This is a genomic window from Pectobacterium araliae, from assembly GCF_037076465.1.
GTDB classification, from domain to species: domain Bacteria; phylum Pseudomonadota; class Gammaproteobacteria; order Enterobacterales; family Enterobacteriaceae; genus Pectobacterium; species Pectobacterium araliae.
This window is the reverse complement of sequence record NZ_AP028908.1, coordinates 1,107,181-1,127,995: the sequence shown is the minus strand read 5'-3', so window position 1 is coordinate 1,127,995 and position 20,815 is coordinate 1,107,181. Positions and strand designations below refer to the sequence as shown.

Genomic DNA, 20,815 nt, shown 5'->3' with positions numbered 1-20,815 from the left:
AATAACGTTTTCCGTCAGGCAGAAGGTTTCGCCGTATTTTCAGCCACAGAGGTAGGGACAATCAACCGATTCGGCAACGTAAAGACAAAACGCGATCCCAGACCGTCTTCACTCATAATCTCCAAACGGGAATCGTGATGGCTAAGTGCGTGCTTAACAATCGCCAGCCCCAGCCCGCTACCGCCAGTCTGTCGCGAACGCGCCTTATCCACCCGATAAAAACGTTCAGTCAGGCGCGGCAAATGCTCGGCTGCAATCCCCGGCCCGTTATCGCTGACCTGAAACTGCGCCCCCTGTGGGATCTTCTGCCAGCAGACTTCGATACGCGTCCCCGCTGGCGTATGGTTGACTGCGTTATACACCAGGTTGGATACTGCACTACGCAGCTGTTCTTCGTTACCAAACACGCGGAGATTTTCATTCACACGAAAGACGATCTCATGACGCCCTTGACTCAGCGTCTGCGCTTCACGCTGTAATACGCGCAGCATTAACGGAATATCGACTTTTTCATTCAGATCGATCGCCGTCGCCGCCTCAATGCGGGACAAGGTCAGCAGCTGTTTGACCAGCCCGTCCATGCGTCGAGTCTGTTCCTGCATCGTATTCAACGCCTTCCCGCGTAGTGCGGCATCCAGCGTTTCTTCCTGCATCATTTCCAGATAACCCTGCAACACCGTCAGCGGCGTACGCAGTTCATGGCTTACGTTGGCAAAAAAGTTACGTCTGGCGCCTTCGAGTTGATGCATTTGCGTAATGTCACGCACCACCATCAAAAGTTGCCCTTCAGAATACGGCATCACACGGAATTCAACATGGTGGGAATTATTCAACTGCAACGTGAGAGGACGGCTAAAATCCTGTCCTTTCATGTAATTCGTGAACTCGGGGTAGCGCAATAAGTTAAGGATATTCTGACCGTTATCCTCCGGCCAGCGAAAATTGAGCAGGTGCTGCGCCAAATGATTACACCAGAAGATCGTCCCTTCTTCGGTGGTGATCACCACGGCATCCGGCAAGGATTCGGCACCGCTGCGAAACCGCTTGATCAGGAGCGCCAGTTCTCGGCGTCGGCGTCGGTTCCGCAACTGCATCTGATAAAGTCCATAAAATAGCGGCTCCCAGCTCCAGCGGCCGGGCGGTGGCGTCATGCTGCGGTCAACCCACAGCCAATAAGAGAGTTTAAGCTGGTTATAAAAATTCCAGCAGAGTAAGCCTAATACGGCGACCAGCAGAAACCAGGGCAAATAGCCAAAAATCAGCCCCAGCAGCAACGCGGGCAAACAAAAAAAAGCCAGCTCCAATGCCAGCCTTTTCCAGGATAAACGTTCTAGCACGTTAATGTTTCTCCGGTTACGATCACCTCAGTAACGCGTTGAAAAACGGTAGCCCGTTCCCCGAACGGTTTGCACCATTTTGTCATGTCCGCTGGTTTCCAGTGCTTTACGCAGGCGACGAATATGGACATCGACAGTACGATCTTCAACATAAACGTTAGTGCCCCAAACGTGATTCAGCAACTGTTCCCGGCTATAAACACGTTCAGGATGCGTCATAAAGAAATGCAGCAGTTTAAATTCCGTCGGCCCCATGTCCAACGCGTGCTCTTCGGTGGTCACCCGATGCGAGGAAGGATCGAGGCTCAGGCCACGCATTTCAATCACTTCTTCCACCGCCATCGGTGAAATTCGGCGCATCACGGCTTTGATACGCGCCACCAATTCTTTGGGCGAAAACGGCTTGGTAATGTAATCATCCGCCCCCACTTCAAGCCCACGCACGCGGTCTTCTTCTTCGCCACGCGCGGTCAACATCATTACCGGGATATCACGCGTTAGCGCCTCGCGTTTCATATGCTTGATGAATTGCAGGCCCGAACCGCCTGGCAGCATCCAGTCCAATAACACCAGCTCTGGGAACGGCTCTGACAGTTGCGTGACCGCACTGTCATAATCTTCGGCTTCCACTGGTTGATAGCCATTTTGTTCCAGTACAAAGCAAACCATTTCACGAATTGGTGCTTCATCTTCCACGACTAATATGCGTTTTGCCATTGTTAATCCTGTCGTTAATCATCGTCGCTGTTAGCAGGCGAAAGGCATTATGCGTCAGTTTTATGACAGATTTATGAAAAACACACGGCCACTCATCGTCTGGTGTTACAGCGCATACATCTGATTTTTCGAGCCGCTTTCCAAACTCTTGATTCCACCGCGACAGCCGTCATCCCTGCTATATATAATCATGGCATTACGGTGACAAAGCGCTATAGCGACAACGCCCTCTTTCACATCATGAATAATGACAACGCCACGCGGCATGAATATCGAGAGAACACGATGCGCATTATCCACACAGCCGATTGGCATTTAGGGCAATACTTTTATACCAAAAGCCGCGCCGCTGAACATCAGGCTTTTCTGCGCTGGCTTATCGCTCAGGTGGAACACCATCAGGTCGATGCCATTATAGTCGCAGGTGATATTTTTGATAACGGTTCGCCCCCCAGCTATGCACGGGAAATGTATTATAGCTTCGTGGTAGAACTCCAGCGCACAGGCTGCCAACTTGTCATTCTCGGCGGCAACCATGATTCCGTCGCAATGTTGAATGAATCGCGCGAGTTGTTGGCCTGCCTGAATACGCGCGTCATTGCCTGTGCCAGCGACGATCCCGCCCAGCAGGTACTCCTGCTGGAAAACCGTCAGCGGCAGCCCGGTGCCCTGCTCTGCGCGATTCCTTTTTTACGCCCGCGTGATGTGCTAACCAGCAAAGCTGGACAATCCGGTGATGAAAAACAGCTGGCGCTACAGGAAGCGATTACCGAGCACTACCAGCAGTGCTATCAACTGGCTTGCCAAAAACGCGACGAGCTTGGCCTGCCACTGCCGATTATTGCAACCGGCCATCTGACGACGATTGGCGCAACCGCCTCAGAATCCGTGCGCGAGATCTATATTGGCACACTCGATGCCTTCCCTGCTCAAGCTTTTCCCCCTGCGGATTACATTGCACTTGGGCATATTCACCGCCCACAGCGCGTGACACAAAGTGAGCACATTCGCTACAGCGGTTCGCCTATCCCGCTAAGTTTTGATGAACTCAACAGCGAGAAGTCCATCTGTCTGGTGAGTTTTGCACCAGACACGCCACCGCAAATAGACATACTGCCCATTCCCGTAACCCAGCCGATGCAGTTGATTAAAGGCAGTCTGAGCGATATTGAGCAACAACTGTCCGTTTTCCAGAACTATCAGGGCGATAAACCCGTCTGGCTGGATATCGAACTCAGTACACAGGATTATCTGAGCGACATGCAAAAACGCGTTCAAGCGATGACTGAGAACCTGCCCGTTGAGGTGCTTCTGCTACGTCGCACGCGCGAACAGCGTATGCAGACAATTACACAACAGGACAAGGAAACGCTGGACGAATTGAGCGTATATGACGTTTTTGAGCGTCGTCTGGCAACGGAGACGGCAATGGAAGAGGGTCGCCAACAGCGCGTTCGCACGCTGTTTACTCAGGTTATTAATGAATTGGAAAATAGCGAGCCTGCCCAATGAAAATCCTCAGTCTGCGCTTAAAAAACCTCAACGCGCTGAAAGGCGAATGGAAGATCGACTTCACGCAGGAGCCCTTTTCCAGCAACGGCTTGTTTGCCATTACCGGCCCAACTGGCGCAGGAAAAACCACGCTGCTGGATGCCATCTGTCTGGCGCTGTATCACGAAACACCACGGTTGGGTCAGCTTTCCGCAGGCAATAATGACCTGATGACGCGCAACACCGCGGAGTGCCTCGCCGAGGTCGAATTTGAAGTTAAAGGCGTGGGATACCGTGCTTTCTGGAGCCAGCGTCGGGCAAGAAATACCCCTGAAGGTAACTTACAGTCCCCGAAGGCTGAACTCGCACTCATTGAAGGCGGCAAGATTCTGTGTGAAAAGCTCAATGATAAGAAAGAGATGATCACACAGCTCACCGGGCTGGATTTCGGACGCTTTACACGATCTATGATGCTGTCACAGGGGCAATTTGCCGCGTTCCTAAACGCGAAAGCAGACGACAGAGCGGAACTGCTGGAGGAACTGACTGGCACAGATATTTATGGCCTGATTTCTGAGCGCGTCTATGACAAGCACAAACAGGCAAACATCGCGTTGAACACGCTACAGGCCCGTGCATCAGGTATTCAGCTATTGACCGATGAGCAGCGTCAGCAGGTGGAAGTACAGCTTGCCGAGTTGCTACAGCAAGAGCAACAGGCCAACGCCGAACGTGAGCAAGCACTGACTACGCTGCGCTGGTTTGAGCAATTGACGCAGCGGCAGGCGCAACTCACCAACACGCAGGTGCAACATGCAAGTGCCGAATCGGCTATTCAGCAGGCCAAGCCGCAGCTCGACAAATTAGCCAGCAGCGAACCGGCAGAAAAACTGAGGCCACTACACCAGGAAAAAGAGCGCTATCGACAGGAGTCCTTTGCACTCTCCCAGCAGATTGAACAACTGACCGAGAAGCAGGCCACCGAGCAGGTGACGTTAACCGCGCTACGCCAGCAGGAAGAAAAAGCAGAGCAGGACGTTAGTGAGCACAAGCAAATACGACAACAGCAAGAGCAGGTGATCAACGAACAGGTTGTGCCGCTTGACCACCGCATTACCACGCTGGAGCAGCAAAAAACGCAGCAACAGGATGAACTGGCAAAAACGCAGACTCGTCTGCACGCCGATGAAAGCAAACAAACGCAGACAGCGAAGGAACAACAGCAGGCTAAACAACAGCTTGAACAGATCCAGTTTTACCGTCAGCAATACGCGCATCATCAGCAATGGGGAGAACAACTTCCTCTGTGGCGCACCCAGTTTCGGCAACTGCGCCAGATTCAGGACGATCAGCAAAATCTGAAGCAAAAACAGGCGCAACATACCGCACAATCGGCAGCGCTACAGCAAGAGACGGTGACGCTGGCGGCACAGCAGCGTGAACAACAAGCGGTCGTTGATGCAGCCCGCCAGCAATTCACGCAACACGATGAGACACGGCAGCATCAGGAAGCCCATCAGCCGCTTTCCGTCCTGCAACACCAGTTTAATCAACACATTGACCAGCGTGCTGAACGCCAACGGCTCGCGACAATCAGCGACCAGTTCCAGCGTCTACATGTTCGCAAGCAGCAGTACCTCGCCAAACAGGATGAGGTACAAGAGCATATCAGCCAGTCAGCAATCTTAAAGAAACATCAGCAATCCGAGCATGAGCAACGAAGCCAGCATCTGGTCGATCTGGAAACGGTGTACCGGCAGGAAGAACGTATCGTTAAGCTGGAAGCCGAACGCCAACGGCTACAGGCCGGAGAGGCGTGCCCGCTATGTGGTTCGACCGAGCATCCCGCTATCGAACGCTATCAGGCGCTGCAACCGTCTGAAACCCAAAGCCGCCTGACAGCGCTACAGCAGGAAGTGAATCAGTTAACAACGGCGCTGGCGAATACGACAGCACGGCTGGCTTCGCTAGAGCAGCAGCGAGAACAACACCGACAGGACATCACTCAGCTCGATAGCGAACATCAAACGCTGTTACAACAGTGGCAAGATGTCAGTGAGCGCTTACAAGTTAATTACATACTGGAGCAGCAGAGCGAGATTACCGCCTGGATTGCGCAACGCGAAGCCGAAGAACAAAATATTCGACAGCAGATCACCGCACGCGAACAGTTGCAAAAACAGTGGCAGGAAAGTAAGGATTTACTGACTACCGCAGAAGCATCGTTACGGGGTTTCGATCAGAAAATCGCGCTAAACACCCAGCAACAAACCTCGTTAAACGTTACGCAGGAAGAAATCGTCCAGTCGTTGCAAAATATACAGCGGCAGCTAGAGCAGTACACTCAGGAAATCACACAGACGCTGGCAAATGCGGGCCTTCTTCTGCCAGAAACCGCTGCACAGAATAGCTGGTTAGCTCAGCGTGAAAGCGAATGGCAAGACTGGAAAGCCAAAGAGCAGGAGCAATCTCGCTTAATTCCTCTGTTAGCCACGCTGGACAGCGATCTTCAGCATCTGAATCACAGCATAACCGAGGCAAAGCAGCAACTACAGGCGCAGCGGCAGCAGTTGGAGCAACACCTCGCACTACTCAGCACAAGCCAACAGGAACGGCTGGCACTTTTCGGCGGCAGGCAAATCGCGGCTGTGCGCGAACAGCTACAGCGAACCAGCCAACAGTATGACGATATGCTCCGCCTAGCCCAGTCAGCTCGGCAACAAACCGAAACCACGTTGAGCCGTCTGACGGGGGAGCTAGCGAGCACGCAACAGCAGTATGAGCAGAGCACCCGCCAGCGTGAAAGTGCGACGGAGCGCTTTAGTCATGCTTTACAGCAAAGCCCCTTCGCTGATGAAACGACGTTCCTCAATGCGCTGCTTGATGAGCAAGAACGTCAGACGTTGCAGGCATGGAAGGAAACGCTGTATCAAAGCTTGCAGCAGACGGCGGCACTTCACCAGCAGGCTGAGCGGGATCTGCTTGCCCATCAACAAAAACGCTCTACATCTCAACCAGAAGAAGCAACGCAGGAATCAGTGCAACAGCAGTTGGCAGCGCTGGATGAAACGCTGAAAACCAACCTGCGACAACAGGGCGAATGCCAACGGCAGCTATCTGACGATCGACAGCAGCGCCAGAACCAGCAAGCGTTGCTTAACGAGATAGCCCAAAGTCAGCAAAGATATGACGACTGGGATACGTTAAACGCGCTGATCGGTTCAAGCAAAGGGGATAAATTCCGCAAGTTTGCTCAGGGGCTAACATTGGACCATCTGATCTATCTCGCTAATCTTCAGCTTTCACGCCTGCACGATCGTTATCAGCTAAAACGGAAACCCGGTGGCGAGTTGGAACTGCTGGTGATGGATACCTGGCAGGCAGATGCCGAGCGCGATACAAAAACGCTATCCGGTGGCGAGAGCTTTTTGGTGAGTCTGGCACTGGCGCTGGCGTTATCCGATTTGGTCAGCCATAGAGCCAGCATCGACTCGCTGTTTCTGGACGAAGGCTTCGGTACGCTGGATGCCGAAACACTGGATATCGCGCTGGATGCGCTCGATAACCTGAACGCCTCCGGTAAAACCATCGGCGTCATCAGCCATGTCGAAGCGATGAAAGAACGCATTCCCGTACAGATCAAAGTGCAAAAGGTGAACGGACTGGGCGTCAGCCGACTCGCGTCTCAATACGCCGTTTAGCCATTACTCCGTCTTTGGCCATAGCCAGGCGGCTCCGCGTACCCCGCTGGAGTCGCCGTGTATCGCCTGACGCACTGGCGTTTCGCACTCGCCGCCGAAGATCCACTGTTTAATCTTTTCTGGCACGGTCTGATAAAGGCGGGAAACATTGCTCATTCCACCGCCCAGCACCACTACGTCAGGGTCAAGCAGGTTAATCACATGCGCCAGCGATTTTGCCAAACGGTGCTCATAGCGCTGTAATGCCAGTTCCGCAATAGGATCACCCTGCTTCGCTAAGGCAATAATTGCCTCACCTTTGTGCGGCTGGCCGCTCAGGCGTTGATAATCTCCCGAAAATCCCGTACCGGAAATAAAAGATTCAATACAGCCGGACTTGCCACAATAACAGGGGACCGTCTGCCGATAGCGCAGCTCATCGTCATCCATCCAGGGTAGCGGGTTATGCCCCCATTCACCTGCAATACCATTACCGCCGACGTGAGCCTGGCCGTTCAGCGCAATCCCCGATCCACAGCCAGTACCGATAATTACTGCAAAGACGGTCTGCTTCCCTGCCCCTGCACCGTCAACGGCCTCTGAAACCGCAAAACAGTTCGCGTCATTCGCAACCCGCACGGGTCGATTTAACAGCGTGGCAAGATCGAGATCCAGCGCCTGACCGTTAAGCCAGGTGGAGTTGGCATTTTTTACCTTACCGGTAAACGGCGACAGCGTACCGGGGATCCCCACGCCAACGCTGCCACGGCTGCCAGTCGCTTTTTCAGCCATCTCCACCAGCGTGGCGATAGTCCGCAACGTTTCAGGATAATCATTTCTTGGCGTCGGCATACGCTGCCGAAAGCGTTCTTTCCCCTCGTCATCCAACGCAATGACTTCCGTTTTCGTCCCGCCCAGATCGATACCGATTCTCATGATGTCCCCCCACGTGTGGTAAATAGGCTCGGATTCCCCGAAATAATGAGGTTGCCGACAAAGTTGGCCGAGCGGCAGTAAATTTGTCACCGACCTGAAAACTTTCTGGTATAGAGATAACCAGAGAAACCCATCAGCTGCAATCCAAAGCGTGATAGGTATTCCTCTGAATCCGGGTATTTTATTCCACATCACGGCTTCGAATTCGTTATCATGCGCGCAACATTACAAACCCGCGTGCAAATCTGCGCGCCCAGTCAGGGATAACACCATGTTGTGGTTTAAGAACTTAATGATTTACCGTCTAAGCCGGGACAGCGTGCTGTCCAAAGATAACGTTTTATCTGCGGATGAAATGGAAAAACGGCTCAGCGCCTTCACATTCACCCCGTGCGGCAGTCAGGATATGATGAAAACGGGTTGGGTATCGCCAATGGGATCGCATAGCGATGCATTAACACACGTCGTTAATGGGCAAATCGTTATCTGTGTCCGTAAAGAAGAAAAAATCCTGCCGTCTCCGGTCATCAAGCAAACCCTTCAGGCCAAAATTGAACGTCTGGAAGCGGAGCAGCACCGCAAGCTGAAAAAAACCGAAAAAGATTCGCTGAAAGACGAAGTGCTGCATAGCCTACTACCCCGTGCATTTAGCCGTTTCAGCCAGGTCTGGTTGTGGATCGATACGGTTAACGGCCTGATTATGGTTGATGCCGCCAGCGCCAAAAAAGCGGAAGATACGCTGGCGCTGCTGCGTAAGACGCTGGGTTCCCTACCCGTTGTGCCATTGACGATGGAAAACCCCATCGAGCTAACGCTGACCGAATGGGTTCGTTCAGGTGAGCCAGCGGCTGGTTTCGCGCTACAAGATGAAGCCGAGCTGAAAGCTATTCTGGAAGACGGCGGCGTTATCCGCTGTAAAAAACAGGATTTGGTCTGCGATGAAATTGCTGTGCATATTGAAGCAGGCAAGCTGGTCACCAAGCTGGCGCTGGACTGGCAGGAGCGCATTCAACTGGTCTTGTCTGACGATGGTTCAGTAAAACGGTTGAAGTTCTCAGATACATTACGGGAACAGAATGACGATATCGATCGGGAAGATTTTGCTCAGCGGTTTGATGCCGATTTCATTTTGATGACCAGCGAGCTGGCAGCATTGATTGCGAATCTCATTGAAGCGTTGGGTGGTGAAGCCCAACGTTAACGTTCTCCGTTATTGCCCGCCACCGTTCTGGCGGGCAATACATCCTCAGTATCGAATCCTGTTAGACCCGAAATGCCCCAACGACGGCGTTCAGTTCTTCAGCCTGTGATTGCAACGCCCCAGACGCAGCAGCCGATTCCTGCACCAGCGCGGCGTTCTGTTGCACCATCGAATCCAACTGCGCGACCGCTTTGTTAATCTCGTTGATGCCACGCATTTGCTCATCTGCCGCATGCGTAATTTCAGACATCACCGAGCTCACCGTAGACACACCGCCGACAATTTCATTCATCGTGTTGCTGGCCTGACGCACCTGCACTGAGCCAGATGTCACGCTGGAGACGGTTGATTCAATCAGCTCTTTAATTTCTTTTGCGGCCTGTGCGCTACGCTGTGCCAGGCTGCGAACTTCGCCGGCAACAACGGCGAAACCGCGCCCCTGCTCGCCCGCTCGCGCAGCTTCTACTGCGGCGTTAAGCGCCAGAATGTTAGTCTGGAATGCAATACCATCGATCACACCGATAATATCGCCGATTTTACCCGACGCGACCACGATCTCTTCCATCGTGACAATCACATCGGACACCACTTTTCCGCCCGTGCCCGCATCTTTCGACAGCAGCAGCGCTTTCGCGTTAACCTGCTGCGCCGATCCTGCCGATTGGGTCACCGCCGCAGAGATTTCTTCCAGCGAGGCAGCGGTTTGCTGAATGCTCGACGCCGCAGATTCAGTACGCGCAGAGAGATCGTTGTTCCCCGCCGAGATTTCATCCGCCGCGACCTGAAGCGATGCGCTAATATCGCGAATCTGCATCATTACCTGGCTAATCTTATCGACAAAGATATTAAACGAGCGGGCAATTTGTAACACTTCATCATGCCCTTCATCCGGCAGGCGCTGCGTCAAATCATTGTTGCCGTTACTGATATCATCCATTGCATCACGGATTTGCAGCAGGCGCTTGAGCGTTGACGTGATGATGAAGCCGATAATCAGCGTCCCCAACAGCGCGATAACAACCAGCGTGATGACCGATGTGGAGAGCAGTGAACGCATGCCAGCAGTCGCTTCGGCTTTATCCAGCGCCACCAGCATGTACCAGTTCGTACCAGTGATCGGTTTTGCCAACACCAGCTTTGTCGATCCAGAAAAATCCACATCGCGGGCGCTATCTGCGGAAAGAATGTCATTCAGATTAATCGCAGGGGCAATATCGGTGATATTTTTCAGCGTCAGTTTTTCATCTGGGTGCGCAATGATCGTACCGTTACGATCAATCAATACACCGAAACTCGCTGGGCTAGGATTGATAGCTTTTACGTTTTCGATCACGCTTTGCATCGTGACATCGCTGCCAACTACGCCCCTCACCGTACTTCCTTCCCGCACGGGAGCAACAAAAGAAACCACCAGCGTATTGGTCACCATATCGACATACGGCGCAGTCGCTAACGGCTTACCTTCTTTCAGTGCCTGTTGATACCACGGCCTGATGGTCGGGTTGTAATCAGCAGGAATACCGCCGGGATCGGCAAACTTAGCCGTACCATTGGCGTAGCCCATATACACATTCAAAAAACCGCCAGATGCCACAATCTGCTTAAATAGCGGGATCGGGTCTTCATCCTTTATCGCGCGGTCATGTAGCGCGGAAATCATCAGGGTTTTAGAAGCAACCCAGTCGCTAATGGCTATACTATGGCTAGTCGCAACCGCATCCAGCGTATTCTGGTTCGATTCTTTATTGGCGTTATTGGCAATGGTGTAATTTAGAAAGGTGTTGATAACAAGTGAAAGCACAACAATGGTCGAACAAGCCGCAAGAATGCGGGATCGCGTCGTTTTCAGCATAAAATACTCTTTGCGTAGAATAGTTATACTACCCATAACGGCACAGAGAAATAAAACTTGAATGCGATCACACTCTACAGCCACCATTTATCTTAAAAGCTGCTTTTAAAATTAATACGTTCGACCAATCCATTACAAAAAAAAAGTGGCGTAATGAATAACCACCTCAAAAACCGAAATAAAAACCCATAATTCTCCAACAAATAAGAATAAATCACTTATTATTTACCATAATAAAAAATTATTGATGATACTCATTATTCATTTTATTTTAACAATTCAGGGATAATTCTTAATAAACACACCATTCTGTCTTATTATTAATTAATAAGTACAATTAAATAAAATAACTCATATATGGAATTAATGATTCGTGCTACAAGAAATAGTGAATATTCCGTAACAGATAAAAATGCTAAAAATAATTAATTCTCTTTTATTTTATATGGAGGCACTACGGTTGCCATTTTCGATATAGCGGTAATAATACCAGTGGTATTATAGAACCTACGCAGGCTGGCTAGGATCAGAGAAGAATGGAACACGCGCATACTCAACTAATAGAACAACTTACTCAGCGCTTTGCGGCAGCAGACAATACCCCGCTCTACCTAAAATTTGCCGAAACGGTAAAAAATGCCGTGCGCAACGGCATGCTGGAGCATGGCAATATTTTGCCGGGTGAACGCGATCTGAGCCAGTTGGCCGGCGTATCACGTATTACCGTGCGTAAAGCCATGCAGACGCTGGAAGAAGAAGGTGTAGTGACCCGCGTACGCGGCTACGGTACGCAAATCAATAATATTTTCGAGTATTCGTTGAAAGAAGCGCGTGGGTTTTCACAGCAGGTCGTACTGCGGGGCAAAAAACCCAATACGCTGTGGGTAAACAAACAGGTCGTCAAAAGCAGCAAGGAAGTAGCCGAACAATTGGCGATTGCGCCAGAAACCCCCGTTTTTCTGTTGAAACGTATTCGCTATGTGGATGAGGACGCGGTTTCAATTGAAGAGTCGTATGTCCCGGTTGATCTGATCGCTGACGCTGACGATATTGGCGTCTCGCTTTACGACTATTTCCGCAGCCAGAACATCAATCCGCAGCGTACACGCAGCCGCGTTAGCGCACGAATGCCTGACGCCGAGTTTCAGTCCCACATTCAGCTCGATAATAAAGTGCCGGTTCTGGTCATCAAGCAGATTGCGCTCGACCCGCAGAACCGCCCCATCGAGTACAGCATCAGCTATTGCCGTAGCGATCTATACGTGTTCGTCTGCGAGGAGTAACTGGGTATGTAGTTCAGCCTTTGTGGGGGCACAATCTCCGCCACGATGGCTCACGACATATGCCGCAACGGCATTCCCCAGCGTGACAGCCTCCGCCAACGACCAGCCCGCTGCCAGACCCGCCAGCGTCCCGCCTGCGTGGCTGTCTCCCGCGCCGATGGTATCCACCATCGTTGCCGGAAACGGCGCGATGATACCTTCAGAAGCGGTATCGAAATACCACGCTCCCGCTTTGTCTTGCCGAATAATCACCGGTGCGCGGTACGTCTCTCGCCAGGCACGCCCCAGCGTTTGTACATCAACCGCCACGCCGAGCATTTCCGCTGCGACTTCCGCTTCCTGACGATTAAGGGAAACCACCGGGTGAAGCGCCATAATGCGAGCCATAAGACCGGACGGAATATCGGCGATACGTGGGCCAAAATCAATGAATGGCGTGACGTTGGGCAACGTTTCCAGCCAGCCCACCAGACGCTCACCGCACGGTGCCGCCAGTTGATAGCCCGAAAGATAGACCAAACTTCCCGCTACGACGGATAACGATGCCAGCCAACCGTCATTCCACTGGTTCTCAACACCACTGAAAGACATAAACGTCCGTTCACCGTCCGGTTCAACCAGCGCCAGACACCAGCCGTTGTCGCCCGAATCGGTCTGAACCACCGTGGTAAGGCTCTGTTTTTCCAGACTATGACGAATGATATCCGCCCACACGCCCTGCCCGACAGGCAAAGCGTTCTGTGCTTCCATTCCAAGGCGTTTAAGCGCAATGGCAATATTCAAGGCACAGCCACCAATATTCACGCTTTGCTGCTTCAGTTCGATATCACATCCGCGATACGGCAGCGCATAAGCATCGGCAATCACGTCAATTACCGCAGCCCCGATGATGGTCAGCGGCTGACATGTGGTTAGTCCATCCAGTTTTGCGGCAAGTTCGCTGGCCTTCATCACACCTCCCGTGCGGAGCGATATTGCAGGAGAAGACTGGCATAGCGCTGAAAATCCAGCGGGTTAATGTCATCCAGCTCCTGTTTCAACCCGGCATCAATCGCCGTTACCCCATGCAATGCACCGCATATTGCGGTCGCCATCGCCCCGATAGTATCGGTGTCGCCACCGAGGTTGGCACACAGGATCGCACAGCGATTGGGATCGGTTTGCGCCAGTTCCACCATCGCGATGGCCGTCGCAACGGACTCAATGGTGCTCGTTCCTGCGCCAATCAGTTGATAAAGCTGCTCGCTGGCGCTTTCCGTACCATTTGCACAACGCACAATATTCAGCGCCAGCTCCAGACGTGCGCCGAGGGAAGCGCTAAACGTGGTGATACGTTTTTCCTGCGCATGGCGTGCCACAGACGGCAGTGCGTCGACAATCTCCTGCCAGCTGGCACCGTCGATCGCCCGGGAAATAGCCCAGGCAATCACGACCGCTCCCGCAATCGCCACATCGGATTTATGCGTCGGGCTGGAGGCCAGCGCCACCTGATCGATAAATTCATCGAGATCGTGAGCAGGCAGCAGACAGCCTAACGGAGACGCCCGCATCGCCGCGCCGTTCGTGACGCCATTGTTTTCTAGCTCACTGACCGGCGTGCCCTGTCGAATCGCCTTCAACGCAATTTTAGACGTTGGGCCAAGCACATTTTTATTAAACGCATCGAACGATTCCGCCCATTTCAGGATGTGGCGACCAATCGCATCGGCATTGATTTTCCCATCACACTCAATGATAGCGTCGGCCAGACTCAGCGCCATCGACGTATCGTCCGTAAATTCGCCGCGACCAAAATAGCACGCTGCATTGTTTTCCGCTGGCCCCGGTAAAAAGCGATCAATCCAGCCGAAATGCGCTTTCACTCGCGTCCGGGGCCACAGTTCCGATGGCATACCCATCGCATCCCCTAAAGCCTGGCCGTATAAGGCACCGAGAATACGTTCTTGTTTCATTTGTTTTCCTCTGTACTGAAATACTTGTTTTTTGCACCGTCTACATCAATGGTCGAGATCGTCTTATCCGATTCACGGAAAAACAGGATAAAGATCAGCGCAATAATCGCGATCATCACCGCACCAAACAGCCACATGCCGGTCCAGTTGAAGGTCAGGCCATTCACCGGCTCGCCGTGGGCGAAAAGTTTCTCCATCATTACGCCACCCAAACGGTATCCCAGCAGGCTGCCGAAGCCCTGACAGCAGAGCGTAATCAGCCCTTGTGCTGCTGTGCGCATATGTACCGGCGCTTTTTTATCAACGTAGATATAGGCCGTGACATAATAAAAATCGTAACTCACGCCGTGCAGCAGGATGCCGAGGAACAGCAGTGCGTACGTGAAGTAGTGGTAAGCATCGCCGTAGACGAAGAAGACATAGCGGATAGCCGCCGTCACCAATCCCAGTAATAATACCTTTTTAATACCAAAACGCTTGGTGAAAAACGGCAGCGCCAGCATAAAGAAGATTTCTGAGAACTGCCCCAGCGTCATCCAACCTGTCGCATTCTTCATGCCGACTTCGGTGAGAAAGCCCGTGGCAAAAATGTAATAAAACGCCAGCGGCATCGCGAATAAGAAGGAGCAGACAAAAAACACCAGAAAGTTTTTGTCTTTCAGCAACACAAGCGCGTCCAGCCCCAGCATGACTTTAACATCCATCTTGCCGGTGCTTTTCGGTGGCGTATTGGGGAGGAAAAACGCAAAGAAGCCGAGCAACGCGGAGCTGGCAGCGGTAATCAGCAGCGGAATATTGGTGGGAGAAATATCGCTAAATCCAAGCCATGTCGGCAGAAAGCCGCAGACGATCCCAGAGGCTATCCAGCCAATCGTTCCCAATACCCGGATGCGTGGAAAATCCCGTTCCACATCGGCCACATGCGAGAAGGCGATACTGTTAGTCAATGCAATCGTCGGCATGTAGGTTAACGAATAGGCCAACAGCAGCGGGAAGAAAGACATAAATTCCGTTTGCTGCGCCGCGAAGTACATCAGTATCGCTCCGGCGAACATCAGCACCGCCAGCACCTTTTGCGCAGCAAAGAAACGGTCAGTGAGCGATCCCACCAGAATCGGCGACAAAATAGCGGCAATCGCAGTACAGGCATACGACCAGCCGATTTCACCTGCCGTGAACCCACTTTTACTCAAAAATAGCCAGAGTGGAACAAACCAGGCTCCCCAGATAAACCATTCAACGAACATCATGAACGACAGCTTTGCTGTAGTTTTCATATTTACATCCTTCATGACAGAGTCAGGTACACCTTTAAAATACCAATTAACAATACCTTTTAAATACCTTTGCGTTCATTATTTGAACCACTTAACATTTTTGCAGCATTATTTACCCACATCAGGGGAAGAATGGCAGAAAGGCGTACGCGCAGAGCGGGATGAAAAGTGGGAATGAGGCAGAATCAGCATAAAAAAACGCCGCATTATGTAGCACATAATGCGGCGAGAATGATCTAAATTACAGCAATAGAATAGATATTACAGGTACTTACACAAATAAGAAGTCGGCTCGGCGACCTGTAAATTGAACTCGCTTTTTCCCGGAACGAAAAACGTTTCTCCCGGAGTGAAAACCTGCCAATCCGGTGAGCCAGGCAACAACACTTTCAATGCTCCGGTGATGACCGTCATTTCTTCCGGTTGCCCGGTTCCAAACGTGTACTCACCCGCATCCATAACACCGACACTGGCGCGGCCAATACTGTCGCCTTCAAAACCGATTGACTTGACCTTCCCTGCAAAATACTCATTTACATTCAGCATAGCGCGGCACCTATCGTCGAAAAAATTCAGGAAATTCATCTTAAAAGGAGAGTCGAGCCACTGTCACGATCTATTCATTGAAAGTTAGTGTTCAGTAACACTGACTGATGATTATTTTACCAGTGCCCTTACCGACGCCTTTACGCTGCCGATGAACGCAGCGCCTTCAACACGCTTGCTACGATCGCTTCGGGTGCCTGCGATGCATCGATAACGTGATGCGCTACACCGCGATAAAGCGCGTCACGCGCGGCCAGTACATCGGCCATTTCTTCTGCAATAGGGCGACCTGTCAGCGTAGGCCGCTGGTTATCCTGCGGGTTTTCTTCCAACCGCTGAGCTAGTAGCTCCGCATCCGCATGGAGGTAAATAACCGTGCCTTTCTCATGCATAAAGCGCCGATTGGCTTCCGCCAACACCATACCGCCACCTGTCGCGACGATGCAGCGGTTAGACGTCACCTGCTGAAGCGCCAGACTTTCACGCTGGCGGAAGCCATGCCATCCTTCCTGTGCAACGACATCAGCCACTGTCATATTGGTCGTTTGCTGCATAAACAGGTCGGTATCGACAAAGTCATATCCTAGCGCCTGTGCCAATTGATGCCCTACCGTAGTCTTCCCACAGCCTCTGGCACCAACCATAAAAATGGGGTGTGTCATGTAATGACGTATCCTTCTTCTTTATTCACCCACTCCGTCATACTTCAAGCTGGACGCGCGTAGGCAGTCCCGCCGCTCGAATTATTCCGGGTCTCAAAGATAAATGGGGTGATTACCTGCTTTGTCGTGGACTGAATCATACCGATAAAATCGACAGAGAGGGAAGTGACTTCTCAGTGGGAATGAAAAGCTGAAATGAGCAACAGTAAAAAGCCCCGCGCTTAAAGGCTAATACTCGTCACTTAAGCCCGTTGTTAGGGGAAACACAGGGGGAGGTTCCCGCAGGGAGGCCTCACCCCTGTGGTCGCCCCGTGTATCTCGATCCTTAAACGATCGCATTACGCGCTTAAAGGCGGGGCTATCACACTAAAAAACCGCTCGGGCGATTAATAGGCGTGGAAGTAATCCTGAATAACAGCCGGACTGGTCGTTTTCGTCAGTGCCAGCATCAGCAGAATGCGTGATTTAGCCGGGCTCAGAGAATCGGCAACCAGACCAGGTTGGCCTGCATCTGGTGGTACGATTCCGCTACCGGTACGGCTGGAACGCACAACAACGATACCTTTGCTTTCCGCTTTACGGATACCGGCGTCGCCGCGCTTGGATACGCTACCTGCGCCCATCCCTGCATACACGATGCCTTTCACACCGTGTTTGATAGAGGCGTCATACATATATTCTGGATCGTCCTGATAGCCATAGATAATGTCGACAGCGGGCAGTTTATCAACGTTGGTCACGTCAAACACAGAACGCGTGGTGTGAACTTTATCCAGACGCGTCTGGTAGTAAATTTTGTCACCGATAATCACGCCCAGGTAACCTTCTTCCGGCGCTTTAAAGGTATCCAGCGTAGAGGCGTTGGTTTTGCTGATGAAACGGGCAGAACCAATACGGTCGTTCAGCACAACGAGAACGCCGCGACCGCGAGAGTTTTTATCCGCAGCCACTTTAACCGCACCGTACAGGTTCATCGGACCGTCGGCGCTGATGGCCGTTGCCGGGCGCATTGCAGCAGCAAAGACCACCGGCTTGTCACTCTTCACCGTCAGGTTTAGGAAGTAAGGCGATTCGTCAAGCGTATCCGTACCGTGCGTAATCACCACGCCATCGACATCGCTGCGTGCCAGCAGCTCGTTCACGCGCTTGCTCAGCTTCAGCAATACATCGCTGGTCATATTTTCACTGCCGATGCTGGCAACCTGCTCACCTGAGATATTGGCAAGCGTTTTCAGCTCTGGCACCGCTTGAATCAGCGTTTCTACGCCCAGCGCACCGGCTTTATATCCCGTGGTTTGCGTGTTGGCCGCTGCGGAACCCGCAATCGTACCGCCCGTTGCCAGAATGACAATGTTAGGTAAATTTTCTGCCGCATTCGCCAGAGACGAAAAACAAACAAAAACAACAACAAATAATGCGTTAAACATCCTTTTCATAACCTATACCAATTTATTGAGTTAGGTGGCAGATCAGATACGTCAGGTGCCTGATCTGTAAGTAAAAATCCTCACTCTGTTGGCAAACCACCAACATTGGCGCTTATCATGCCCCAGAATTCAACGAATTAATATATACCTGTCAGACTTCACGCTAGCGGTGTGTGATACCTCACAGCGCGGTGTTCCGCCGCGCCGATTTACGTTACCGACTAATCTGTGCCACGGCATCCTGCGAGGCCTGTTCGCGCGCGTCGCCCGTCAGTTCTGACAGCGTTCCCTGATGCATTTCAAGCAGGCGATCGGCATGTTCAAAGTAGTGATCGTCATGGCTAATCGCCACAATCGTTTTCCCCAATGCACGCAACTGCGGTAGCAGCTCAAGATAGAACACGCGACGGAATTGCGGGTCCTGATCGGCCGCCCATTCATCCAGCAGCAGAATGTCCCGCTGCTCAGCGACAGCCAACAAAAGCGCCACGCGCTTACGCTGCCCTTGAGAAAGCTGTAAGTTCATCACCTGATGATGCTCCAGCGTCAACTTATGCCGCATATTTAAGCGATCCAACCACCCATCCACCAGCGCCGTATCCGGCTCCGTTCCCTGCGGCCCCATCATCTGCCCGAACAGGTGGAAATCGGTAAAGATGGCAGAAAATAGCTTTTGGTAATCTTCTCGCGTTTCCGCCGTAACGGGGCGGTTATCCAGCAGTAGCGAGCCGGAAATCGGGGTATAAATCCCGGTCAGCAGCATCGCCAGCGTAGATTTCCCACTCCCATTGCCGCCAATCAGAAACACCAGTTCACCACGCTTTATCACCAGATTGATTGGCCCAATTTCAAATCTGGAATCGTCATAGCGAAATACCACATCACGCAGTTCCAGCGTGTGCCAGTCAGCAGGGGCAGCCGCTGCGGAAAACGCTTCCTGATAATCCGCCAAATCTAAAAGTTTCAACTTATTAAACGCGACTTGTGCGCTCAGCAACGTCGGCAGTGCGCCAACGGCTTGCAACATCGGCGTGCGTAAAAAAAGCAGCATGAGTGAATACGTCGCGGCAACATTGGTATCTGCCCAGTCGAGATTGTTTGCCATGAAAAAAACAGCGCCAATCACGCCCAGCATCATGATATTTGACCAGTTCACCGCGCTGAGATGGAAGGTGTCGGCACGAATCACATTCTGTCGATAATCCTGCGCATTGGCCTGATAAACGTCTTCATACAGTTTTTGTGCCCGTTCCCGATTGAGCGTCAGCTCCTTACGCCCGTTAATCACGGTTTCATAATCTTTCTGGAGGCGGTTTTCCGCTTCCCGAACCTGAGTAAGATGACTGTAGACGCGGGACACCAGCATAAATCCGCCCCAGAGGGTTACCGCAATCCAGACGGATGTCACCACCAGCATTTTGGGAGAAAGCCACGCAAGATAAGCCACTGAGCCGATAGTAAGCACAATACCCTGAATCAACTCCGGCAGGCGTACAAATGCGATGGTGATATTACGGATATCACTGGACAGGCTGGCGAGCAACTGCGCACTGCCAATCTGCTCAATGCGCGCAATGTTAGTATCCAGAATGCGCTTGATAAACTGCCCACGCAGACGATAAACGAAATGGTGCCCGAGCGTGGTCAACGCCAGTTGAGACGCCAGCGTCACGCCCATCAAAAGCAGCAGTAATCCCAGGAATTGCGGCAATACACGGAGTGAGTGATTGACCGTTTCAATCAATTGCAAATTGATAAAAGCAATCAACCCAATACCCAATGCGGCACTCAGCAAACTTAAAATGATAACGGCAAGAAATGGCCAGCGGTATTGTTGGTAAACAATGCGGAGCAACTCCATAACAACCTAATCTCTATAATGAAAACATTGCCCGCAGTGTAATAGGGATAACCGTGATATCAAGAATAATTCTCATATCCGGCGTTACATCAGACGCCACTCAAACTCCATATCCAACATCGTCAGTAAAATGCATTAGAAAAAATGATAAATAATCACGCCTGGTTATCATTCCCCCAACAACGTATCGCATTAACATTTACGTTTTACCGTTAAAAATAAAAAACACAAATTGATACAATAAATAAAGATATAGAAACATGCACCGAGACGAACATCCCATTTTATCCCGATCATTTCAGCACAAAAAACCATGAAATTACGATTTCCAATCACTAATTGACGATAATTAATGATTGTGATTAGCGCGGTAATGATTTTAAAAAAAATAATCGATATCTCATCTAATCAATAAGAATGCTGTTATATTTTTTTGTTTTCAAAACATTTCAAAAAAATTGGATTTTTAGTTAAGCCACACCTATAAATATCAAGGATCGGGTAAACATCATCCCGATAACCTAGTCCTCATGGAAGAGAGATAAACAGCGATATATCTAGCCACGCTTTACTGTTTTCCATTTCTAAACCAG

15 protein-coding genes are annotated in these 20,815 nt (G+C 51.3%); 4 read left to right on the top strand and 11 right to left on the bottom strand.

Annotation, left to right across the window (positions count from 1 at the left end; translation table 11 throughout):
• Positions 1-14 precede the first annotated feature (14 nt).
• Together phoR and phoB are read right to left on the bottom strand one after the other, a co-directional pair.
• Positions 15-1,337 (bottom strand): phosphate regulon sensor histidine kinase PhoR, encoded by a 1,323-nt coding sequence (gene phoR / locus AACH44_RS05025; RefSeq protein WP_261848325.1) that lies wholly within the window; start codon positions 1,335-1,337, stop codon positions 15-17.
• Positions 1,338-1,364: 27 nt separating this feature from the next.
• Complete coding sequence (gene phoB / locus AACH44_RS05020; RefSeq protein WP_005975981.1) at positions 1,365-2,054, bottom strand: phosphate response regulator transcription factor PhoB; 690 nt, start codon at positions 2,052-2,054, stop codon at positions 1,365-1,367.
• A 285-nt stretch (positions 2,055-2,339) separates the two neighbouring features.
• Between phoB and sbcD the strand changes: the two genes are divergently transcribed.
• On the top strand, positions 2,340-3,566 hold the full coding sequence (gene sbcD / locus AACH44_RS05015; RefSeq protein ID WP_261848340.1) for an exonuclease subunit SbcD: 1,227 nt from the start codon (positions 2,340-2,342) through the stop codon (positions 3,564-3,566).
• Positions 3,563-7,246 (top strand): AAA family ATPase, encoded by a 3,684-nt coding sequence (locus tag AACH44_RS05010; protein WP_261848324.1) that lies wholly within the window; start codon positions 3,563-3,565, stop codon positions 7,244-7,246. The genes sbcD and AACH44_RS05010 overlap by 4 nt, the downstream gene beginning before the upstream one ends.
• A 3-nt stretch (positions 7,247-7,249) precedes the next feature.
• Here the strand turns inward: AACH44_RS05010 and mak are convergent, their stop codons facing one another.
• On the bottom strand, positions 7,250-8,161 hold the full coding sequence (gene mak, locus AACH44_RS05005; protein WP_261848323.1) for a fructokinase: 912 nt from the start codon (positions 8,159-8,161) through the stop codon (positions 7,250-7,252).
• Positions 8,162-8,432: 271 nt separating this feature from the next.
• On the opposite strand from mak, the gene rdgC reads away from it, so the two are divergent.
• A complete protein-coding gene (gene rdgC / locus AACH44_RS05000) occupies positions 8,433-9,362 on the top strand; it encodes a recombination-associated protein RdgC (RefSeq protein WP_261848322.1) in 930 nt (309 codons plus the stop codon).
• Between the two features lie 61 nt (positions 9,363-9,423).
• On the opposite strand, the gene AACH44_RS04995 is transcribed toward rdgC, so the two are convergent.
• Positions 9,424-11,214 carry a methyl-accepting chemotaxis protein gene (locus AACH44_RS04995; protein WP_338659515.1) on the bottom strand — a complete coding sequence of 597 codons (1,791 nt, stop codon included), beginning with the start codon at positions 11,212-11,214 and terminating at the stop codon, positions 9,424-9,426.
• Positions 11,215-11,750: 536 nt separating this feature from the next.
• Between AACH44_RS04995 and AACH44_RS04990 the strand changes: the two genes are divergently transcribed.
• Positions 11,751-12,497, top strand: a complete 747-nt coding sequence (locus AACH44_RS04990; protein WP_261848320.1) for a GntR family transcriptional regulator — start codon at positions 11,751-11,753, stop codon at positions 12,495-12,497.
• On the opposite strand, the gene AACH44_RS04985 is transcribed toward AACH44_RS04990, so the two are convergent.
• The 7 genes from AACH44_RS04985 to AACH44_RS04955 all read right to left on the bottom strand — a co-directional run bounded on the left by AACH44_RS04985 (position 12,471) and on the right by AACH44_RS04955 (position 20,222).
• The gene (locus AACH44_RS04985) at positions 12,471-13,448 is read right to left on the bottom strand and encodes a PfkB family carbohydrate kinase (protein ID WP_261848319.1); all 978 of its coding nucleotides are present in this window, start codon (positions 13,446-13,448) and stop codon (positions 12,471-12,473) included. The two genes, AACH44_RS04990 and AACH44_RS04985, sit on opposite strands and share 27 nt — an antisense overlap.
• Positions 13,448-14,449: an ADP-ribosylglycohydrolase family protein gene (locus AACH44_RS04980; RefSeq protein WP_261848318.1), complete on the bottom strand. Its 1,002-nt coding sequence runs from the start codon at positions 14,447-14,449 to the stop codon at positions 13,448-13,450. Before AACH44_RS04980 ends, AACH44_RS04985 begins: the two co-directional genes overlap by 1 nt.
• Positions 14,446-15,726, bottom strand: coding sequence for a nucleoside permease (locus AACH44_RS04975; protein WP_261848317.1), 1,281 nt, complete (start codon positions 15,724-15,726; stop codon positions 14,446-14,448). Before AACH44_RS04975 ends, AACH44_RS04980 begins: the two co-directional genes overlap by 4 nt.
• 261 nt (positions 15,727-15,987) lie before the next feature.
• Complete coding sequence (gene ppnP, locus AACH44_RS04970) at positions 15,988-16,272, bottom strand: pyrimidine/purine nucleoside phosphorylase (protein ID WP_261848316.1); 285 nt, start codon at positions 16,270-16,272, stop codon at positions 15,988-15,990.
• A gap of 140 nt (positions 16,273-16,412) precedes the next feature.
• Positions 16,413-16,934, bottom strand: coding sequence for a shikimate kinase AroL (gene aroL, locus AACH44_RS04965; RefSeq protein WP_261848315.1), 522 nt, complete (start codon positions 16,932-16,934; stop codon positions 16,413-16,415).
• A gap of 386 nt (positions 16,935-17,320) precedes the next feature.
• On the bottom strand, positions 17,321-18,370 hold the full coding sequence (locus AACH44_RS04960) for a type II asparaginase (protein ID WP_261848314.1): 1,050 nt from the start codon (positions 18,368-18,370) through the stop codon (positions 17,321-17,323).
• A 205-nt stretch (positions 18,371-18,575) separates the two neighbouring features.
• Entirely contained in the window at positions 18,576-20,222 is a 1,647-nt protein-coding gene (locus AACH44_RS04955) for a multidrug ABC transporter permease/ATP-binding protein (protein ID WP_261848313.1), read from the bottom strand.
• Positions 20,223-20,815 lie beyond the last annotated feature (593 nt).